Origin of the sequence: Streptomyces sp. NBC_00691, assembly GCF_036226665.1 — a bacterium.
Classification (GTDB): domain Bacteria; phylum Actinomycetota; class Actinomycetes; order Streptomycetales; family Streptomycetaceae; genus Streptomyces.
Genome location: NZ_CP109007.1, coordinates 714816 through 732452, shown reverse-complemented (window position 1 = coordinate 732452; position 17637 = coordinate 714816). Strand labels below are relative to the sequence as shown.

Sequence of the window (17637 nt, the reverse complement as noted above, 5' to 3'; positions counted from 1 at the left end):
CCACCAGCGCCACCCGCCCGTCCCCCGGGGCGGCAAGGAGCAAGATCGATGTCGTACCACCAGCCTTTCCCCGGCCCCCCGCCCGTACCCCGGCACCCGAATGCCGGGCGGCACCGCCAAGAGGCGGCGCCGCAGTCCCGGGAGGGCGGACCGCCGTCCTGGAACACCGATCCACAGTCGGCCCGGGACGCCTGGAACACCGATCCACAGTCGGCCCGGGACCCGTCCCCGCGAGCGTGGGAGTCCTTGCCGCAGGGCTGGGACTCCGTGTCGCAGCCCTGGGACGCGTCCCCGCGTCAGCCGCGGCCGCCCGCCGCCACCGACGACCGTGACGATCTGCGCCGGCTCGGATCGGCCTACCGCAGGCTCCGCCGCGTCGCCACCTTCACCGCGCTCGGCTACTTCGTCGTCTTCCTTCTGCTGTCCGGTTTCGCCCCCTCGCTGATGACCGGCAGCATCACCGGTGGTCTCACCACCGGTGTGGTCCTGGGCCTCCTCCAGCTGCCCGTCGCGCTGGTCGCGATCGTGGTGTACGAGCGGACCGCGCGCACACACGTCGACCCGCTCGCCGCGGAGATCCGCGAACGCGCCGAGCAGGCGGCCGCGGCTGCCGCGCCCCGGCCGGAACGCCAGGGTCGTCCCGGGCGTCCCGTGTGGCAGCAGCCCACCGGAGGTGCGCGCGCATGACCGGCTTCAGCTCCGAGGCGCAGACCATGTCGCTGATCGCGTTCATCGCGGTCATCACCGTCACACTGCTGCTCTGCGTGATGACCGGCCCCGACCGTGACGACCTGGGCGATTTCTACACCGGCTACCGCTCGCTCTCCCCCGTGCAGAGCGGCCTCGCGATCGCCGGCGACTACATCTCCGCCGGCACCGTGCTCGGCACGATCGGCATCATCGCGCTCGTCGGCTACGACGGCGTGACACTCGCCCTGAGCACCGTGCTCTCGCTGGTCCTGATGATGTTCCTGCTGGCCGAACCGCTGCGCAACGCCGGCCGGTTCACGATCGGCGACGTCCTCACCCGGCGTCTCCCCGGCCCCGCCGTGCGGATCGTCACGGCCGCGGTCACCCTGACCGCACTGCTGCCGCTGGTGGTCTTCCAGCTCGCGGGCGCGGGCGATCTCCTCTCCGTCGTCCTCGGCTTCGACTCCGACGGCTTCAAGACCGGGGCGATCGTGTTCCTGGGCCTGCTGATGATCGCGTACGCGGCGATCGGCGGCATGAAGGGCACCGCCTTCATCCAGATCGTCAAGACCGTCGCCCTGCTCGGCGCGTCCCTCGCGATCGCCGTCCTCATCCTCAACCGCTTCGACTTCAGCCTGCCCTCCCTGCTGGACGCCGCCAAGCGCGGCAGCGGAGCGGGAGACGCCTACCTCGCCGCCGGTCTGCAGTTCGGCGGCAACGAACTCGACATGATCAGCACTCAGCTGACGGTCGTGCTCGGCGCCGCGGTGCTGCCACACATCACCATGCGCATGTTCACCGCGCGCAGTGCGGCAGCCGTGCGGCGCTCGATGTCCTGGGCCGTGTCGACCGTCGTCGTGACCTGTCTGCTGATCGCCGTGATCGGCTTCGGGGCGGCGGCGATCGTCGGCCACCAGGGGATCGTCGCCGGTGACCCGCAGGGCAAGACGGCGTTCCTCATGGTCAGCCAGGCCATCATGGGGGCGGAGCAGGCGACCGTCGAGACCCTGCTGTTCACGGCGGTGGCGACAGCCGTCTTCCTCACTCTGCTGGCCTCGGTCGCCGGGATCACCCTCGCCTGCGCCAACTCCCTCGCGCACGACCTCATCACGCACGGGCTGCGCCGCAAGGCGCGACTGAAGGGCTCCGCGGAGATGGCCATCGCCCGGATCGCCGCGGCGGGCGTCGGGCTCGTGGCGATCGCGATCGCCGCCGGCGCACGGCACCTGAACCTTCAGGCACTGCTCACCCTGTCGTTCTGCATCGGCGCCTCCGCGGTCGCACCGGCACTCATCTACAGCCTCTTCTGGCGCCGCTACTCCCGAACGGGACTGCTCTGCACCCTCGTCGTGGGCAGCGCCTCCGCGTTGATCCTCATGACCGGCAGCAACCTGGTGTCCGGATCGCCGCAGGCGATCTTCCCGGACCAGGACTTCAACTGGTTCCCGTTCACCACGTCGGGCATCCTCTCGGCCCCGCTGGGCTTCCTCGCGGGCTGGCTCGGCACGGTGCTCCGCGAACGTGACCCGGCCGACCAGCACATGCGGTACGAAGCGGTGGAGGAGACGATCCTGGCCGGCACCCCCGCGGGGAACGACACCTCCCCGTACTGACCCGCCCGCCCCGACGCGAGGGCGCCCGGCCCGAGAACCCAGGCCGGGCGCCCTTCCCGCTGCCCGGAGGTGCCGGGGCCGCGCGCCCCCGGTGGCGGGCCTTCTCTGCCGTCCCCGGGTCAGCGGTACGAGCCGAGGGGGTCAGCGGTACTCGCAGAGGTACGCGGTCTCCACCGCGACCCGCAGCTGGAACCGGCTGTCGCCGGGGACCTTGAAGTGGTCCCCGGCCTCGAAGGTCTCCCACGCCTCTGCGCCCGGCAGCCGCACCGTCAGCGCGCCGCTGACCACGTGCATGATCTCCGCGGCGGCGGTGCCGAACTCGTACTCCCCGGGAGCCATGACGCCGATGGTCGCAGGGCCCTGCTCCTGCGTGAACGCGATCGACTTGACCGTGCCGTCGAAGTACTCGTTGACCGTAAACATGGGCATCCTCGGGGGAATCGGGTCGAAAGGGGGCGGCCGGAAGATCGTGTACCGGCCACGCGTAGAGGCACCTTAAGGGCGCGGCGGGAGTCGACGAATCCCCGGTCGGCCCGGTCTCACGTACTGGACGGAGCGGGCCGTCGTCCGTGTGTCCGCGCCTCCGGCCTCCGGTTGAGGCCCGCCGTCATCGGCGTAGCGTGGAGATGATCCGAACGAGGAGCGGTGGCCATGGGCAAGCTCTCGAACGACCAGCTGCGCGAACGGGTACGCGGGACGGTCGTCACGGCCGAGGACGACGCCTACGACGAGGCGCGCACGGTACACAACGCCATGATCGACAGGAGACCTGCCGTCGTCGTGCGCTGCGTCAACGCGGGCGACGTCATGGCCGCGGTCGACTTCGCCCGCGAGAACGGGCTCGATCTCGCGGTGCGGGGCGGCGCGCACAGCGTGCCAGGCTTCGGGACCTGCGACGACGGCGTCGTGGCCGATCTCTCCGGCATGCGGGGAGTCCGGGTCGACCCCGTGCGGCGGACGGCCCGCGCGGAGGGCGGGGCGACGTGGGGCGACGTGAACGCGGCGACCTACCCCTTCGGCCTCGCCGTCACCGGCGGGATCATCTCCACCACCGGCGTCGGCGGCCTCACCCTCGGCGGCGGCATCGGCTATCTGGCCCGTGGACTCGGCCTGAGCTGCGACAACCTCGTCTCGGCCGATGTGGTGACCGCGGACGGCCGGTTCCTCGTCGCCGACGAGGAGCAGAACGCCGACCTGTTCTGGGCCCTGCGCGGAGGCGGCGGCAACTTCGGCGCCGTGACCTCGTTCGAGTACCGGCTCGCCCCCGTCAAGGACATCTACGGCGGACCGATGCTCTTCGAACTGGAGGACGCGGCCACCGTCGTACGCTCCTTCGCCGAGTACATCGCCGACGCGCCGGAGCAACTGGGCGGGTTCCCCGCCTTCCAGATCGCCCCGCCGCTCCCGTTCATCCCGGAGGACCGGCACGGGGACACCTTCGCCCTGGTCGTGGCCTGCTGGGCGGGACCGCTCGACGAGGGCGAGCGCGCGCTGCGGCCCCTCCACGACTTCGCGCCGGTGGTCGCCGAGCACGTCGGGCCCATGCCGTACCCGGCGCTCAACAGCGCCTTCGACGCACTCGTGCCGCCCGGCCTCCAGCACTACTGGAAGGCCAACTTCGTGACCGAACTGACCGACGCGGCGATCGCGGCGCACGTCGAGCACGCCGCGGGGCTGCCCGCCGTGAACTCCACGGTCCACATCTACCCCATCAACGGCGCCTGCCACCGCGTCGCCCCCGACGCCACCGCCTTCGCCTACCGGGACGCCTCGTTCGCCACCGTCATCGCCGGCATGTGGCCCGACCCCACCGCCAACGAGGCCAACACCGCCTGGGTCCGCGACTACTACGAGGCCACCGCGCCGCACTCCGAGGAGGGCGGCTACATCAACTTCATGGCCGACGACGACCGGGGCCGGATCAGAGCCAACTACGGGGCGAACTACGACCGCCTCGTCGAGGTCAAGCGGACCTACGACCCGGACAACCTGTTCCACCTGAACCAGAACATCGAGCCCTGAGGCCGGCACCGGTTCTGCCGGGACGTCCGCCCGCCCTCGTGCACGACCGGTTCCACGGAACCGGTTCCGACGTAGCCTGAACGGTATGAGCGAGGACGCTTCTTGAGTGCCGACCCGGGGCTCTTCGGACCCCGTTCCGTGACCTGGCAGATGCACAGCGACCCGGTCATGTGGATCGCGGGGGTGCGGGCGTTGTGGCTGCAGGCGCTGCACCCCGTCGCCGTGCGCGGTGTCATGATCAACAGCAGCTTCCGGAAGGATCCCTGGGGGCGGCTCATGCGGACCGCGGACTTCGTCGGGACCCTGAGCTACGGGACCACCGAGGCCGCCGAAGCCGCCGGGGCCCGGGTACGCCGCATCCACCGGCTGCTCGGCGTGGACGACCCGGAGCTGCTGCTCTGGGTGCACTGCGCCGAGACCGACTCGTACCTGGCGGTCGCACGCCGCTCGGGCATCCGCCTCACCGACGCCCAGGCCGACCGGTACGTCGACGAACACCGCACCTCGGCGCGGCTCGTCGGGCTGGATCCGGCCACCGCGCCCGGATCCACCGCCGCGCTCGCCGCCTACTTCGAGACCGTACGGCCCCGGCTGGAGGCCGGCCCGGACGCCCGTACCGTCGAGGACTTCCTGCGCCGGCCGCCGGTGAAACCCGTCCTGGTACCGGCGCGCGAGGTGATCTGGCGGCGCGTCGCGGCGCTCGCGTACGACACTCTGCCTCCCTACGCCCACGCGCTCTACGGCCGCCCCGCGCCGCCGCCGGAGACCGTCACCCGCCGCCTCGCCACCACGGCCGACCTGCTGCGCCGCATCCCGGCCCGCCTGCGCTGGCGCCTCCCGCCCCGCCACATCCTCCGCGCCATGGACCGGCTCGGCCCGGGCACGCGGCCCGACCCTTACACGTACCCCGCCCCGTACCCACTGTCCGAACCGGCGGCCATACTGGAGGAGCCGGAAAAGGCGTAGGAAATCGACGGGGGCGGCAGCACACGATGGGGGACTCGAGACTGATCCAGGGCCGGTACCGCCTGCACGAGGTCATCGGTCGCGGGGGCATGGGCGAGGTGTGGCGCGCCACCGACGAGGCGCTCGGCCGCGGGGTCGCCGTGAAGTGCCTCAAGCCGATCGGACCACAGCAGGACCCGCAGGTCCTCACCGTGGTCCGCGAGCGGTTCCGGCGCGAGGCCCGGGTGGCCGCCGCGCTCCAGCACCGCGGCATCACCGTCGTGCACGACTTCGGCGAGTACGACGGCGTGCTCTTCCTCGTGATGGAGCTCCTCGAAGGGCGCAATCTCAGCCAGCTCCTCGCCGCCAACGCCCAGCATCCGCTGCCCGTCCACGACGTCGTCGAGATCGCCGACCAGGTCGCCGACGCCCTCGCGTACACCCACCGGCACGGGATCGTGCACCGCGACCTGAAGCCCGCGAACATCATGCGGCTGCGGGACGGGACGGTGAAGATCTGCGACTTCGGCATAGCGCGCCTCGGCGCGGACGTGGGCTTCACGTCCAAGCTCACCGGCACCGGCATCGCCATGGGCACGCCCCACTACATGTCGCCCGAGCAGATCGGCGGCGGCGAGATCGACCACCGCAGCGACCTCTACTCGCTGGGGTGCGTGCTGTACGAACTCGCCACCGGTGTCCCGCCCTTCGACCTGGGCGACTCCTGGGCGATCCTCATCGGACACCGCGACACGGTGCCGAGTCCGCCGCGTGCCCACCGGGCCGAGCTCCCGGACTACTTCGACCGGATCGTCGTCGACCTGCTCGCCAAGGCGCCCGCGGAGCGGCCGGCCGACGCGGGGGACCTGCGCCGCCGGATCGTGACGGGCCGGGTCTCGCTGTCCCTGCCGGGCACGGCGGCCGCCGGTGCGTCGCAGGCCGGGGCGACCGTCGTCCCCGGGCCCGGTCCCGCCTCCGGGTCCGGTTCCCTGTCCGGCCCCGGCGCCGACCCCGGGGCGACCGCCCCCATGCCCGCGTGGGTCCGGACCCTCACCGGCGGGCACCGGCCCGCCGACGCGAACGGCGTACCGCGCCCGGTCGCCCACGACCCCGCCGCGGCCGTCCTCACAACGGAGTGGACGACCGCCGCCTCAGCGACCGGCGGCGCGCCCGCGTGGCACGAGCCCCCGCCGGTGCGCACCGCCGCCTCCGCGGAGCTGATCGCGGTGCTCGCCGGCCGGTACCGGGCGGGCATGGGCCTCGGCCGCCTCGGCCGCTGGGACGAGTCCGAGTCCGTGCACCGGTCCGTCGCCGAGCACCGTGCGACGGCCCTCGGCGAGGACCACCCGGACACCCTGGCCAGCCACTACGAGGTCGGCTTCGCCCTCGCCCGGCTCGACCGCCCCGCCGACGCCCTGCGCGTCTTCGGCGCGGTCGCCGCCGCCCGCGCCCGCGTCCTCGGCGAGGACCACCCCGACACCCTCGCGGCCCGGCAGGAGCGGGCGTACGCGCTCGGCCGCCTGGGCCGGCACCCCGAGGCGTACGAGGTGTACGTCACCGTGCTCGCCGCACGCGAGCGCACCGTGGGCCCCGACCACCCGGACACCCTGCGCTGCCGCCACAACCTCGCCTTCACCCTCGGCCGCCTGGGCCGCTTCGAGGAGTCGTACCGCACGGCGCACGAGGTCGCCGAGGCACGGGCCCGACTCCTCGGCGAGGACCATCCCGACACGCTCGTGACCCGCCGCGAAGTGGCCTACACACTGGGGCGGTTGGGGCGGGGCGACGAAGCCCTCGCCCAGTACCGCGCGGTCGCCGACGCACGCGCCGCCGCCCTCGGGCCCGACCACCCCGACACCCTCACCGCCCGCTACGAGACCGGTGTCCTCCTCGGCCGGCTCGGCCAGGCCGCGGACGCGCTGGGCGTCTGCCGTGACCTCGTGGCCGCGCGCACCCGCGCACAGGGCGCCGACGGGCCCGAGACCCTCCGTGCCCGCCACGCCCTGGCCGTCAACCTCGGCCGCCTCGGCCGCTGGCCCGAGGCGCTCGCCGCGTCCGAGAGCGTCCACACGGACCGCGAGCGCGTCCTCGGCCCGGACCACCCGGACACCCTGCTGAGCCGCCGGGAGACCGCCGTCGCGCTCGGCCGCCTCGGCCGCTGGGAGGAGGCGCTCGCCGCGCACGGCGCGGTCGCCGCCGCCCGCACCCGGCTCCTCGGCCCGGCCCACCCCGACACCCTCGCGGCCCTGGACGACGAGGCGCACTGCCTGGAACGGCTGGGCCGCCACGCCGAGGCAGCCGCCCTCCATCTGAGAGCCGCCACCGCACCGCCGCAGGCCTGAGCCGACCGGGCCGCGCGGCTTCCCACGACCCCGTGCCGCCGGCGACGGTCCGGCCGTCCCCGGGAGGCGCCCGCCCGCGTCGGGAGCGACCTCGGGCGGGGCCTCGGGGGCCACCCCGGGCGCGTTCCCGGGCGCCACCCCGGGCGAGGCCCGGGCGGACCCGGCGGTCGACGGCCCGCCGCGCTGTCCTCTTCCCCGGCCGTCGCCCCCGTGTGAGCATGAGCCATGACTGCCCCTGACCTGCTCCCGGGCGCCCGGCCCGTCTCCCGCTCGTACGACACCGTGGTCGTCGGCGGAGGACACAACGGCCTCGTCGCCGCCGCCTACCTCGCCCGTGCCGGGCGCTCCGTGCTCGTCCTGGAGCGGCTCGGCTCCACCGGCGGGGCGGCCGTGTCCACCCGGCCGTTCGCCGGGGTCGACGCGCGCCTCTCCCGGTACTCGTACCTCGTCTCGCTCCTCCCGGAGAAGATCGTGCGCGATCTGGGGCTGCGGTTCGCCGTACGGAAACGGTCCATCTCCTCGTACACCCCGAAGGGCGACGGCGGGCTGCTCGTCGGCGGCGGCGCCGACCGCACCCGCGCCTCGTTCGCCGCGCTCACCGGATCCGACCGCGAGTACGAGGCCTGGCAGGCCTTCTACGAGCGCACCGGCCGGGCCGCCCGCCGGATCTTCCCCACCCTCACCGAGCCCCTGCCCACCCGGGCGGCCCTCCGCGCGCGCGTGGACGACGCCGACACCTGGCGGATGCTCTTCGAGGAGCCGCTCGGCGTGACCGTCGAGCGGGAGTTCGCCGACGACCTCGTCCGCGGCGTCGTCCTCACCGACGCCCTCATCGGCACCTTCACCGAGGCCCACGACCCGACGCTCCTCCAGAACCGCTGCTTCCTCTACCACGTCATCGGCGGCGGCACCGGTGACTGGGACGTACCCGTCGGCGGCATGGGAGCCCTCACCGACGCCCTCGCCGAGGCGGCCCGCAGCTCCGGGGCCGACATCCGTACGGGGCACGAGGCGACCCGGATCGAGACCGACGGGAAGCGCGCCGCGATCACCTTCCGTACCGCCGACGGCGAGGGCACCGTCGAGGCCGGCCAGGTCCTCGTCAACGCCTCGCCCCGCGACCTCGCCACCCTCCTGGGCGACCCGCCCCCGCCCGCTCCCGAGGGCGCCCAGCTCAAGGTCAACATGCTGCTGACCCGGCTGCCGAAGCTCCGCGACCGCTCCGTCGACCCGCACGAGGCCTTCGCCGGCACCTTCCACATCGCCGAGGGGTACGGCGGGCTCGCCACCGCCCACGCCGAGGCGGCCGCCGGCCGGCTGCCCTCCGCGCCGCCCTCCGAGATCTACTGCCACTCCCTGACCGACCCCACGATCCTCGGCCCCGAGCTCGCCGCCACGGGCCACCACACCCTCACCCTGTTCGGGCTGCACACCCCCGCCCGACTGTTCGCCGCCGACAACGACGGCACCCGCGCGGCGCTCCTCGCGGCGACCCTCGACCAGCTCGACGCCCACCTCGACGAGCCGATCGCCGACTGCCTCGCCCTGGACGGGGACGGCCGTCCCTGCGTCGAGGCCAAGACCCCGCTCGACCTCGAACGCGAGCTGCGCCTCCCCGGCGGCCACATCTTCCACCGCGACCTGTCCTTCCCGTACGCCGTGGAGGACGCGGGCACGGACGCGGACGGGGAGGCGGGCGCGCCCGCCGGAACGGGACGCTGGGGTGTCGAGACCCGCCACGCCAATGTGCTGCTGTGCGGGGCGGGCGCGATCCGGGGCGGCGGCGTGAGCGGCATCCCCGGCCACAACGCGGCGATGGCGGCCCTCGGCCACTGACCGGCCGGCCCTCACGCGGCCCGGACGGAGGGTCCCCGAGGGGGCCTCTCCGTTCGGACGCGTTGACGTCGCCCCGTCCCCGCCTGTGGTGTGAAGCTGATCTGCGAGCGCGCTTAAGAAATCCTCGATGGACCGCGAGCGCTCCGTACGGAAGATTCTGTTCCAGGGATCTTGGGCGCCTTGCCGCGCCCATACCCGCACATCACAGGACACGCACGTCGGGAGCCGTGGCATTGAAGGCGTTGGTCAAGCTGAAGGCGGAGCCGGGACTCTGGCTCACGGACGTGCCCGAGCCGGAGATCGGTCCCGGCGACGTACTCATCCAGGTGAAGCGGACCGGTATCTGCGGCACCGACCTGCACATCCGCTCGTGGGACGGCTGGGCGCAGAAGACGATCGCGACCCCGCTGACCGTCGGCCACGAGTTCGTCGGCGAGGTCGTCTCCGTCGGCCGTGACGTCGCCGACATCGCCGTCGGCGACCTGGTCAGCGGCGAGGGCCACCTCGTCTGCGGCAAGTGCCGCAACTGTCTGGCCGGCCGCCGCCACCTCTGCCGCGCCACCATCGGCCTCGGCGTCGGCCGCGACGGCGCCTTCGCCGAGTTCGTGGCGCTGCCCGCCTCGAACGTGTGGGTGCACCGCGTCCCCGTCGACCTCGACATCGCCGCGATCTTCGACCCGTTCGGCAACGCGGTGCACACGGCGCTCTCCTTCCCGCTCGTCGGAGAGGACGTCCTCGTCACCGGAGCGGGCCCGATCGGCATCATGGCCGCCGCCGTGGCCAAGCATGCCGGCGCCCGCAGCGTCATGATCACCGACGTCAGCGAGGAGCGCCTCGCCCTGGCGCGCAAGACGGGCGTCACGCTCGCCCTCGACGTCACCGAGCAGACCGTCTCCGACGGCCAGCGCGCCCTCGGGCTCAAGGAGGGCTTCGACGTCGGCCTGGAGATGTCCGGCAACCCGCACGCGATGCGCGACATGGTCGCCAACATGACCCACGGCGGCAAGATCGCCATGCTGGGCCTGCCGAGCGAGGACTTCGCCGTCGACTGGGCGAAGATCGTCACCTCCATGATCACGATCAAGGGCATCTACGGCCGCGAGATGTTCGAGACCTGGTACGCGATGTCGGTGCTCCTGGAGGGCGGGCTCGACCTCTCTCCCGTCATCACCGGACGCTACGCGTTCACCGACTTCGAGGCCGCCTTCGACGACGCGGCCTCCGGCAAGAGCGGCAAGATCATCCTCGACTGGACTGCGGGAGCCTGACCCATGTTCGATTCCGTACGCGACGACATCCGTACCACGCTCGACGAGATCCAGAAGGCCGGACTCCACAAGCCCGAGCGCGTCATCGGCACCCCGCAGTCGGCCACCGTCGCCGTCACCTCGGGCGGCCGCCCGGGCGAGGTGCTCAACTTCTGCGCCAACAACTACCTGGGCCTCGCCGACCACCCCGAGGTGGTCGCCGCCGCCCACGAGGCCCTCGACCGCTGGGGCTACGGCATGGCGTCCGTCCGCTTCATCTGCGGCACGCAGGAGGTGCACAAGGAGCTGGAGGCGCGCCTCTCGTCCTTCCTCGGCCAGGAGGACACGATCCTCTACTCCTCCTGCTTCGACGCCAACGGCGGTGTCTTCGAGACGATCCTCGGCGCCGAGGACGCCGTCATCTCCGACGCCCTCAACCACGCCTCGATCATCGACGGCATCCGCCTCTCCAAGGCACGCCGCTTCCGCTACGCCAACCGCGACATGGCCGACCTGGAGCAGCAGCTCAAGGAGGCCACGGAGGGCGGCGCCCGCCGCAAGCTCATCGTCACCGACGGCGTCTTCTCCATGGACGGCTACGTCGCCCCGCTCGGCGAGATCTGCGACCTGGCCGAGCGCTACGACGCCATGGTCATGGTCGACGACTCGCACGCCGTCGGCTTCGTCGGTGCCGGCGGCCGCGGCACTCCCGAGCTGCACGGCGTGATGGACCGCGTCGACATCATCACCGGCACCCTCGGCAAGGCCCTCGGCGGCGCCTCCGGCGGCTACGTCGCGGCCCGCGCCGAGATCGTCGCCCTGCTGCGCCAGCGCTCCCGTCCGTACCTCTTCTCGAACACCCTCGCCCCGGTGATCGCCGCCGCCTCCCTCAAGGTCCTCGACCTGCTGGAGTCCGCCGGTGACCTGCGCGACCGGCTGCGCGCCAACACCGAGCTGTTCCGGACCCGGATGACGGCGGAGGGCTTCGACATCCTCCCCGGCGACCACGCCATCGCCCCCGTCATGATCGGCGACGCGTCCGAGGCCGGCCGCATGGCGGAGCTGCTCCTGGAGCGCGGCGTGTACGTGATCGGCTTCTCGTACCCGGTCGTGCCGCAGGGCAAGGCCCGGATCCGCGTCCAGCTCTCCGCCGCCCACTCCACGGAGGACGTGAACCGCGCCGTCGACGCCTTCGTCGACGCCCGCGCGGCCCTGCGGGGCTGAGGCGGGCGCAGGCCCCGCGGCCTGCGAGACTGGGGGCATGATCGAAGCGCGGCGGTTGCACATCCTCCGTGCGGTGGCCGACCACCGCACGGTCACGGCGGCGGCCGCCGCGCTCTATCTCACCCCCTCCGCCGTCTCCCAGCAGCTCGCCGCGCTGGAACAGGAGACCGGCCACCGGCTGGTGGACCGCAGCGCCCGCGGCGCCCGGCTCACCCCGGCCGGCGAGATCCTGCTCAGCCACGCCAACGCCGTCCTCGCCCAGCTGGAGCGCGCCGAGTCGGAACTCGCCGCCTACGGCTCCGGTGAGGCCGGTACGGTGACCGTCGCCGCCTTCGCCACCGGCATCGGACTCGTGGTGGCCCCGGCCATCACGGCCTTGGCCGACTCCGCCCCCGGCATCCGGGTGCGGGTCCGGGACGCCGAGGGCGACGAGAGCCTGATGATGGTCCTCGACCGGCAGGTCGACGTGGCCGTCGCGGTCGAGTACCGGGGCGCCCCGGGCGAGGACGACGCCCGTCTCACCCGGGTCCCGCTCTACGCGGAACCCTTCGACGCGGTGCTGCCGCCCGGCCACCCGCTGGCGGCCGGTGAGCGGGTGGCGCTCGGCGACCTCGCGAAGGACGCCTGGATCGGCCAGTCCGCCGGCAACCCCTGCCATGACGTCACCGTCCTGGCCTGCGAATACGCCGGGTTCACGCTGAACCCGGAGCACTCTTCCGACGACTTCCGGGCCGTCGTCGCCCTCGCGGCCGCGTCCGCCGGCGTGGCACTCGTACCGCGTTCGGCCCTGCGCGGCATGGACCTCACGGGCGTGGAGGTCCGTCCCATCGAGGGTGTCGCCCCGACCCGCAGGGTCTTCGCCGCCGTCCGGCGGGGCGCGGAGGACCACCCGCTGATCAGCCCCGTGCTGACCGCACTGGGCGTGGCCTCGGAAACCGGCGCCTGACGGGAGCGATCTCCGCCGGACACCGTCCGGGTGCCGGCGGGCCCCGGGGGCGAGCGGCGCCTCCCCCCCCCCCGCAGGGGGTGGAGGCAGCGGCCCCCCGCCGGGGAGGGGCTCAATCGGCCGACCTGCTCCAGCCGTTCGCCTCGATCCGAGCCCCGTCCGCAGGCCTCGCCTCGTCGAACACCGGGCGGCCCGCTGCGTCGAGGAGCCGCAGTCCGTCCACGTACACGCCCCGTCCCACGTACCGCTGGTCCGTCGTGCAGCGCCAGCGCAGGAGGGTGTCCGTCGCGGACAGGAGGGCGGACACGGTGTGCCAGGCGCGGCCGGACCAGCCGCCCGCCGCGCCCGCCGGGTGCTCCGTGCGTCCGTCGGTGGTGAAGGACACCGGCCGCCAGGTCGTGCCGCCGTCGGCCGAGGACTCCAGGACGACGGTGTCGGTGCCCGGCTCGGTGTCCCACCACAGGGCGCACTCCAGCCGTGCGGCCCGCGGCACGTGAGGCAGCGTCAGGGTGGCCGTCGTGGCGCTCGCCATGCCCGAGAACCAGGACGTACGGCCCCGGTGGGGGCGGACCGGGACGGCGCGGGCCAGGTGGTCAGCCGCGGCGACGCGGGGAGCCGACCCCGAGCGCCAAGAGCGCACCGGGTGCACGGAGTTGCCGAGGACGACGAGGAAGCTGTCGGTGGTCGGGTCGAGGACCAGACTGGTGCCGGTGAACCCGGTGTGTCCGGCCGTCCGGGGCGTGGCCATCGCGCCCATGTACCAGTGCTGGTAGAGCTCGAAGCCGAGTCCGTGCTCGTCGCCGGGGAACGCGGTGTTGAAGTCGGTGAACATCAGCTCCACCGAGGCGGGGGAGAGGATGCGGGCCTTGCCGTACGACCCGCCGTTGAGCAGGGTGCGGGCGAGGATCGCGAGGTCCCGGGCACGGGAGAAGATCCCCGCGTGGCCCGCGACCCCGCCCAGGCTGTGGGCGTTCTCGTCGTGGACCTCGCCCCGGACCATGCCCCGGTCGAGACCTGACCACGGCGGGCGGGCGTCCTCGGTGGCGGCGATCTCCGGCCGCCAGGAGAGCGGTGGATTGAAACGAGTGCGGTGCATCCCGAGCGGAGCGGTGATCTCGTCGTGGAGCAGCACCTCCAGACCGAGACCGGTGATCTCCTCCAGGATCAGCTGGAGCGTGATCAGATTCAGATCCGAGTAGAGGTACGCCGACCCCGGCGGGTTCGCCGGGACCTCGTCCCAGATCAGCCGCAGCTTCCCCTCCCGCGTCGGTGCCTTGTACAGCGGGATCCAGGACCGGAACCCCGAGGTGTGGGTGAGCAGCTGACGGACCGTGACGTCCTGCTTCCCGCCGCCGCCGAACTCCGGCAGGTACGCGGTGACCCTCGCCTCCAGTCGCAGTGCCCCGCGCTCGATCTGCTGCACGGCGAGGATCGAGGTGAAGAGCTTGGAGACCGACGCCAGGTCGAAGACGGTGTCCTCGGCCATGGGGACCTGCTCGTGCGGCGGCAGTTCCACCCCGGTGTCGGTCTTCTCGTCGTACGAGGCGTATCGCACGGCCATGCCGATCGGCCGGTGCAGAGCCACCGTCCCGCCCCGCCCGGCGAGCAGGACGGCGCCCGCGTACCAGGGGTGCGTGGGGGAGGGGCCGAGGAAGGTCTCCGCGTCCGTGACCAGCCGGTCCAGGTGTTCCGGGAGAAGACCCGCCCGCGCGGCGGACCCGCGGCGCAAGGTGGTGCCGCGCGCGGGGGCGGCTCCGCCGCGCGTCGCTCCCGGGCTCCCAGGACCCGGTTCCGGCGCCGCGGCGGCTCCCGGGATCGAACCGATCATCAGCGCGCCTCCCAGGGCGAGGACTCCGCCGCCGAACGCCCGGCGGCTCGGGCCCCGGTCCCTCATGGACTCCTCCGTCATGCCCACCCTCTCCCACAGCCCCTTGAAAGAAAACTTCGGCCACGCCGGGAAAACTGAAACTTTCTTACCGGAGCCGAGGCTCGTCGCGGAAGCGTGCGACGCTCCAAAGAATCTGACGATGCATCAGAAAACCTCTTCCCTCCGTCGCGCCGCTGCGGCATCCTGCCGCCCATGAAGACGGAGCTGAGTCGCACCCTGGGGATCGAGCACGCCATCTTCGGCTTCACGCCCTTCCCCGCGGTGGCCGCCGCACTGACCAGAGCCGGCGGGTTCGGCGTCCTCGGCGCGGTCCGCTACACCGCCCCCGACGAGCTGGCCCGCGACCTCGACTGGATGCAGGACCACACCGACGGCCTGCCCTACGGCCTCGACGTCGTGATGCCCGCCAAGAAGGTCGAAGGCGTCAGCGAGGCCGAGGTCGAGGCCATGATCCCGGAGGAGCACCGGGCGTTCGTCCGCGCCACGCTCGCCAAGCACGGCGTGCCCGAACTCGCCGAGGGCGAGGCCTCCGGCTGGCGCATCACCGGCTGGATGGAGCAGGTCGCCCGCAACCAGCTCGACGTGGCCTTCGACTACCCGATCAAACTCCTCGCCAACGCCCTCGGCTCCCCGCCGCCGGACGTCGTCGCCCGCGCCCACGACCACGGCGTCCTCGTCGCCGCCCTCGCCGGAAGCGCCCGGCACGCCCGGCACCACGCCGACGCCGGGATCGACGTCGTCGTCGCCCAGGGCTACGAGGCCGGAGGCCACACCGGAGAGATCGCCTCCATGGTGCTCACCCCCGAAGTCGTCGACGCGGTGTCCCCGCTGCCCGTGCTCGCCGCCGGCGGCATCGGCAGCGGAGAGCAGATCGCCGCCGGTCTCGCGCTCGGCGCCCAGGGCGTCTGGCTCGGCTCGATCTGGCTCACCACCACCGAGGCCGACCTGCACTCCCGCGCCCTCACCGCCAAGCTCCTCGCCGCCGGTTCCGGCGACACCGTCCGCTCCCGTGCCCTGACCGGCAAGCCCGCCCGTCAGCTGCGCACCGAGTGGACCGACGCCTGGGACGACCCGGCGGGCCCCGGCACGCTCCCCATGCCGCTCCAGGGACTCCTGGTCGCCGAGGCCGTCTCCCGTATCCAGCGGTACGAGGTCGAACCGCTGCTCGGCACCCCCGTCGGGCAGATCGTCGGCCGGATGACCTCCGAGCGCAGCGTCCAGCAGGTCGTGGACGAGCTCACCCGCGGCTTCGAGAAGGCCGTCGACCGCGTCAACCGCATCGCCGGACGGAGCGAGTCATGAGCCAGTCAGCCGCAGCCACCGGATTCTGGGCCCAGGCCACCGTCGAACCCGGCCGTACGGTCCTGATCGCACCCGACGGCGAGGAGTGGACCGCGGGCCGGCTGCACGCCGAGGCCAACCGGCTCGTCCACGGGCTGCGGGCGGCCGGGCTCCAGTGCGGCGACGCGTTCGCCGTCGTCCTGCCCAACGGGCCCGAGTTCCTCACCGCCCATCTCGCGGCCGGCCAGGCCGGGTTCTACCTCGTTCCGGTCAACCACCACTTCGTCGGCCCCGAGATCGCCTGGATCGTCGCCGACTCCGGCGCCAAGGTCCTCGTCGCCCACGAACGGTTCGCCGAGGCCGTGACCCTCGCCGCCGACGAAGCCGGACTGCCCGCCACCCACCGCTACGCCGTCGGGGCGATCCCCGGCTTCCGCGCGTACGGCGAACTGCTGGAGGGACAGGACGCGGGCCCGCCCGCCGACCGCACCCTCGGCTGGGTCATGAACTACACCTCCGGCACCACCGGACGGCCCAGGGGCATCCGCCGTCCCCTGCCCGGAAAGCTCCCGGAGGAGACCCATCTCGGCGGCTTCCTCGGCATCTTCGGCATCCGTCCGGCCGACGGGAACGTGCACCTGGTCTGCTCGCCGCTCTACCACACGGCGGTTCTGCAGTTCGCCGCCGCCGCCCTGCACATCGGGCATCCGCTGGTCCTGATGGACCGGTGGACACCGGAGGAGATGCTCCGGCTGATCGACCGGTACGACTGCACCCACACCCATATGGTCCCCACCCAGTTCCACCGCCTGCTCTCGCTGCCCGAGGAGGTGCGCGGCCGGTACGACGTCTCCTCGATGCGCCACGCCATCCACGGCGCCGCGCCGTGCCCCGAGCACGTCAAGCGGGCGATGATCGACTGGTGGGGCCGGTGCGTCGAGGAGTACTACGCCGCGAGCGAGGGCGGCGGCGCCTTCGCGACCGCGGAGGAGTGGCTGAAGAAGCCGGGGACCGTCGGCCGGGCCTGGCCCATCAGCGAACTCGCGGTCTTCGACGACGACGGGGTCCGGCTGCCGCCGGGTGAACTCGGCACCGTCTACCTGAAGATGAACACCGGTGGCTTCCAGTACCACAAGGACGAGGCCAAGACCGCGAAGAACCGGATCGGCGACTTCTTCACCGTCGGGGACCTCGGGGTGCTCGACGAGGACGGCTATCTCTTCCTGCGCGACCGCAAGATCGACATGATCATCTCCGGTGGGGTCAACATCTACCCGGCCGAGATCGAGGCCGCCCTGCTCGCCCACCCCGCCGTCGCCGACGCCGCCGCCTTCGGCATCCCGCACGCCGACTGGGGCGAGGAGGTCAAGGCGGTCGTCGAGGCGGCCGAGGGGTACGAGCCCGGAGCGCCGCTCGCGGAGGAGATCCTGGCCCACTGCGCCGACCGCCTCGCCGGCTTCAAGCGCCCGAAGTCCGTCGACTTCGTCGGGACCATGCCCCGTGACCCCAACGGCAAGCTGTACAAGCGCCGCCTGCGCGAGCCGTACTGGGAGGGCCACGAGCGCCCGGTCTAGCGACGCCGAGGGCTCCCCGCCGGAGGGCG

13 protein-coding genes are annotated in these 17637 nt (G+C 73.0%); 11 read left to right on the top strand and 2 right to left on the bottom strand.

What is annotated here, in order from left to right:
- Positions 1-246 precede the first annotated feature (246 nt).
- Entirely contained in the window at positions 247-687 is a 441-nt protein-coding gene (locus OG392_RS03345; protein WP_329275340.1) for a DUF485 domain-containing protein, read from the top strand.
- Positions 684-2303, top strand: a complete 1620-nt coding sequence (locus tag OG392_RS03340; RefSeq protein WP_329275339.1) for a sodium/solute symporter — start codon at positions 684-686, stop codon at positions 2301-2303. Before OG392_RS03345 ends, OG392_RS03340 begins: the two co-directional genes overlap by 4 nt.
- 141 nt (positions 2304-2444) lie before the next feature.
- Here OG392_RS03340 and ppnP read toward each other — a convergent pair whose 3' ends face one another.
- Positions 2445-2726, bottom strand: a complete 282-nt coding sequence (gene ppnP / locus OG392_RS03335; protein WP_329275337.1) for a pyrimidine/purine nucleoside phosphorylase — start codon at positions 2724-2726, stop codon at positions 2445-2447.
- 228 nt (positions 2727-2954) lie between these two features.
- Between ppnP and OG392_RS03330 the strand changes: the two genes are divergently transcribed.
- The 7 genes from OG392_RS03330 (at position 2955) to OG392_RS03300 (ending at position 12865) form a co-directional block, all read left to right on the top strand.
- Complete coding sequence (locus OG392_RS03330) at positions 2955-4325, top strand: FAD-binding oxidoreductase (protein WP_329275335.1); 1371 nt, start codon at positions 2955-2957, stop codon at positions 4323-4325.
- A gap of 150 nt (positions 4326-4475) precedes the next feature.
- The gene (locus OG392_RS03325; RefSeq protein ID WP_329287042.1) at positions 4476-5291 is read left to right on the top strand and encodes an oxygenase MpaB family protein; all 816 of its coding nucleotides are present in this window, start codon (positions 4476-4478) and stop codon (positions 5289-5291) included.
- Between the two features lie 26 nt (positions 5292-5317).
- Entirely contained in the window at positions 5318-7612 is a 2295-nt protein-coding gene (locus tag OG392_RS03320) for a serine/threonine-protein kinase (RefSeq protein WP_329275332.1), read from the top strand.
- A 225-nt stretch (positions 7613-7837) separates the two neighbouring features.
- Entirely contained in the window at positions 7838-9448 is a 1611-nt protein-coding gene (locus OG392_RS03315; RefSeq protein WP_329275328.1) for a phytoene desaturase family protein, read from the top strand.
- Between the two features lie 233 nt (positions 9449-9681).
- On the top strand, positions 9682-10716 hold the full coding sequence (gene tdh / locus OG392_RS03310; protein WP_329287041.1) for an L-threonine 3-dehydrogenase: 1035 nt from the start codon (positions 9682-9684) through the stop codon (positions 10714-10716).
- A gap of 3 nt (positions 10717-10719) precedes the next feature.
- A complete protein-coding gene (locus tag OG392_RS03305; RefSeq protein WP_329275326.1) occupies positions 10720-11919 on the top strand; it encodes a glycine C-acetyltransferase in 1200 nt (399 codons plus the stop codon).
- 37 nt (positions 11920-11956) lie between these two features.
- On the top strand, positions 11957-12865 hold the full coding sequence (locus OG392_RS03300; RefSeq protein ID WP_329275324.1) for a LysR family transcriptional regulator: 909 nt from the start codon (positions 11957-11959) through the stop codon (positions 12863-12865).
- 112 nt (positions 12866-12977) lie between these two features.
- On the opposite strand, the gene OG392_RS03295 is transcribed toward OG392_RS03300, so the two are convergent.
- Positions 12978-14774 (bottom strand): serine hydrolase, encoded by a 1797-nt coding sequence (locus OG392_RS03295; protein ID WP_329275322.1) that lies wholly within the window; start codon positions 14772-14774, stop codon positions 12978-12980.
- A gap of 171 nt (positions 14775-14945) precedes the next feature.
- Here OG392_RS03295 and OG392_RS03290 point away from each other — a divergent pair, with 171 nt between their 5' ends.
- Together OG392_RS03290 and OG392_RS03285 are read left to right on the top strand one after the other, a co-directional pair.
- Positions 14946-16055 carry an NAD(P)H-dependent flavin oxidoreductase gene (locus OG392_RS03290; protein WP_329275320.1) on the top strand — a complete coding sequence of 370 codons (1110 nt, stop codon included), beginning with the start codon at positions 14946-14948 and terminating at the stop codon, positions 16053-16055.
- Positions 16052-17608: an acyl-CoA synthetase gene (locus tag OG392_RS03285; RefSeq protein WP_329275318.1), complete on the top strand. Its 1557-nt coding sequence runs from the start codon at positions 16052-16054 to the stop codon at positions 17606-17608. Before OG392_RS03290 ends, OG392_RS03285 begins: the two co-directional genes overlap by 4 nt.
- Positions 17609-17637: the final 29 nt, after the last annotated feature.

Coding starts and splice junctions, on each gene's coding strand:
- OG392_RS03340 (WP_329275339.1), top strand. CDS start 684: ATGACCGGCTTCAGCTCCGAGGCGCAGACCATGTCGCTGATCGCGTTC.
- ppnP (WP_329275337.1), bottom strand. CDS start 2,726: ATGTTTACGGTCAACGAGTACTTCGACGGCACGGTCAAGTCGATCGCG.
- OG392_RS03330 (WP_329275335.1), top strand. CDS start 2,955: ATGGGCAAGCTCTCGAACGACCAGCTGCGCGAACGGGTACGCGGGACG.
- OG392_RS03325 (WP_329287042.1), top strand. CDS start 4,476: ATGCACAGCGACCCGGTCATGTGGATCGCGGGGGTGCGGGCGTTGTGG.
- OG392_RS03320 (WP_329275332.1), top strand. CDS start 5,318: ATGGGGGACTCGAGACTGATCCAGGGCCGGTACCGCCTGCACGAGGTC.
- OG392_RS03315 (WP_329275328.1), top strand. CDS start 7,838: ATGACTGCCCCTGACCTGCTCCCGGGCGCCCGGCCCGTCTCCCGCTCG.
- OG392_RS03305 (WP_329275326.1), top strand. CDS start 10,720: ATGTTCGATTCCGTACGCGACGACATCCGTACCACGCTCGACGAGATC.
- OG392_RS03300 (WP_329275324.1), top strand. CDS start 11,957: ATGATCGAAGCGCGGCGGTTGCACATCCTCCGTGCGGTGGCCGACCAC.
- OG392_RS03295 (WP_329275322.1), bottom strand. CDS start 14,774: ATGACGGAGGAGTCCATGAGGGACCGGGGCCCGAGCCGCCGGGCGTTC.
- OG392_RS03290 (WP_329275320.1), top strand. CDS start 14,946: ATGAAGACGGAGCTGAGTCGCACCCTGGGGATCGAGCACGCCATCTTC.
- OG392_RS03285 (WP_329275318.1), top strand. CDS start 16,052: ATGAGCCAGTCAGCCGCAGCCACCGGATTCTGGGCCCAGGCCACCGTC.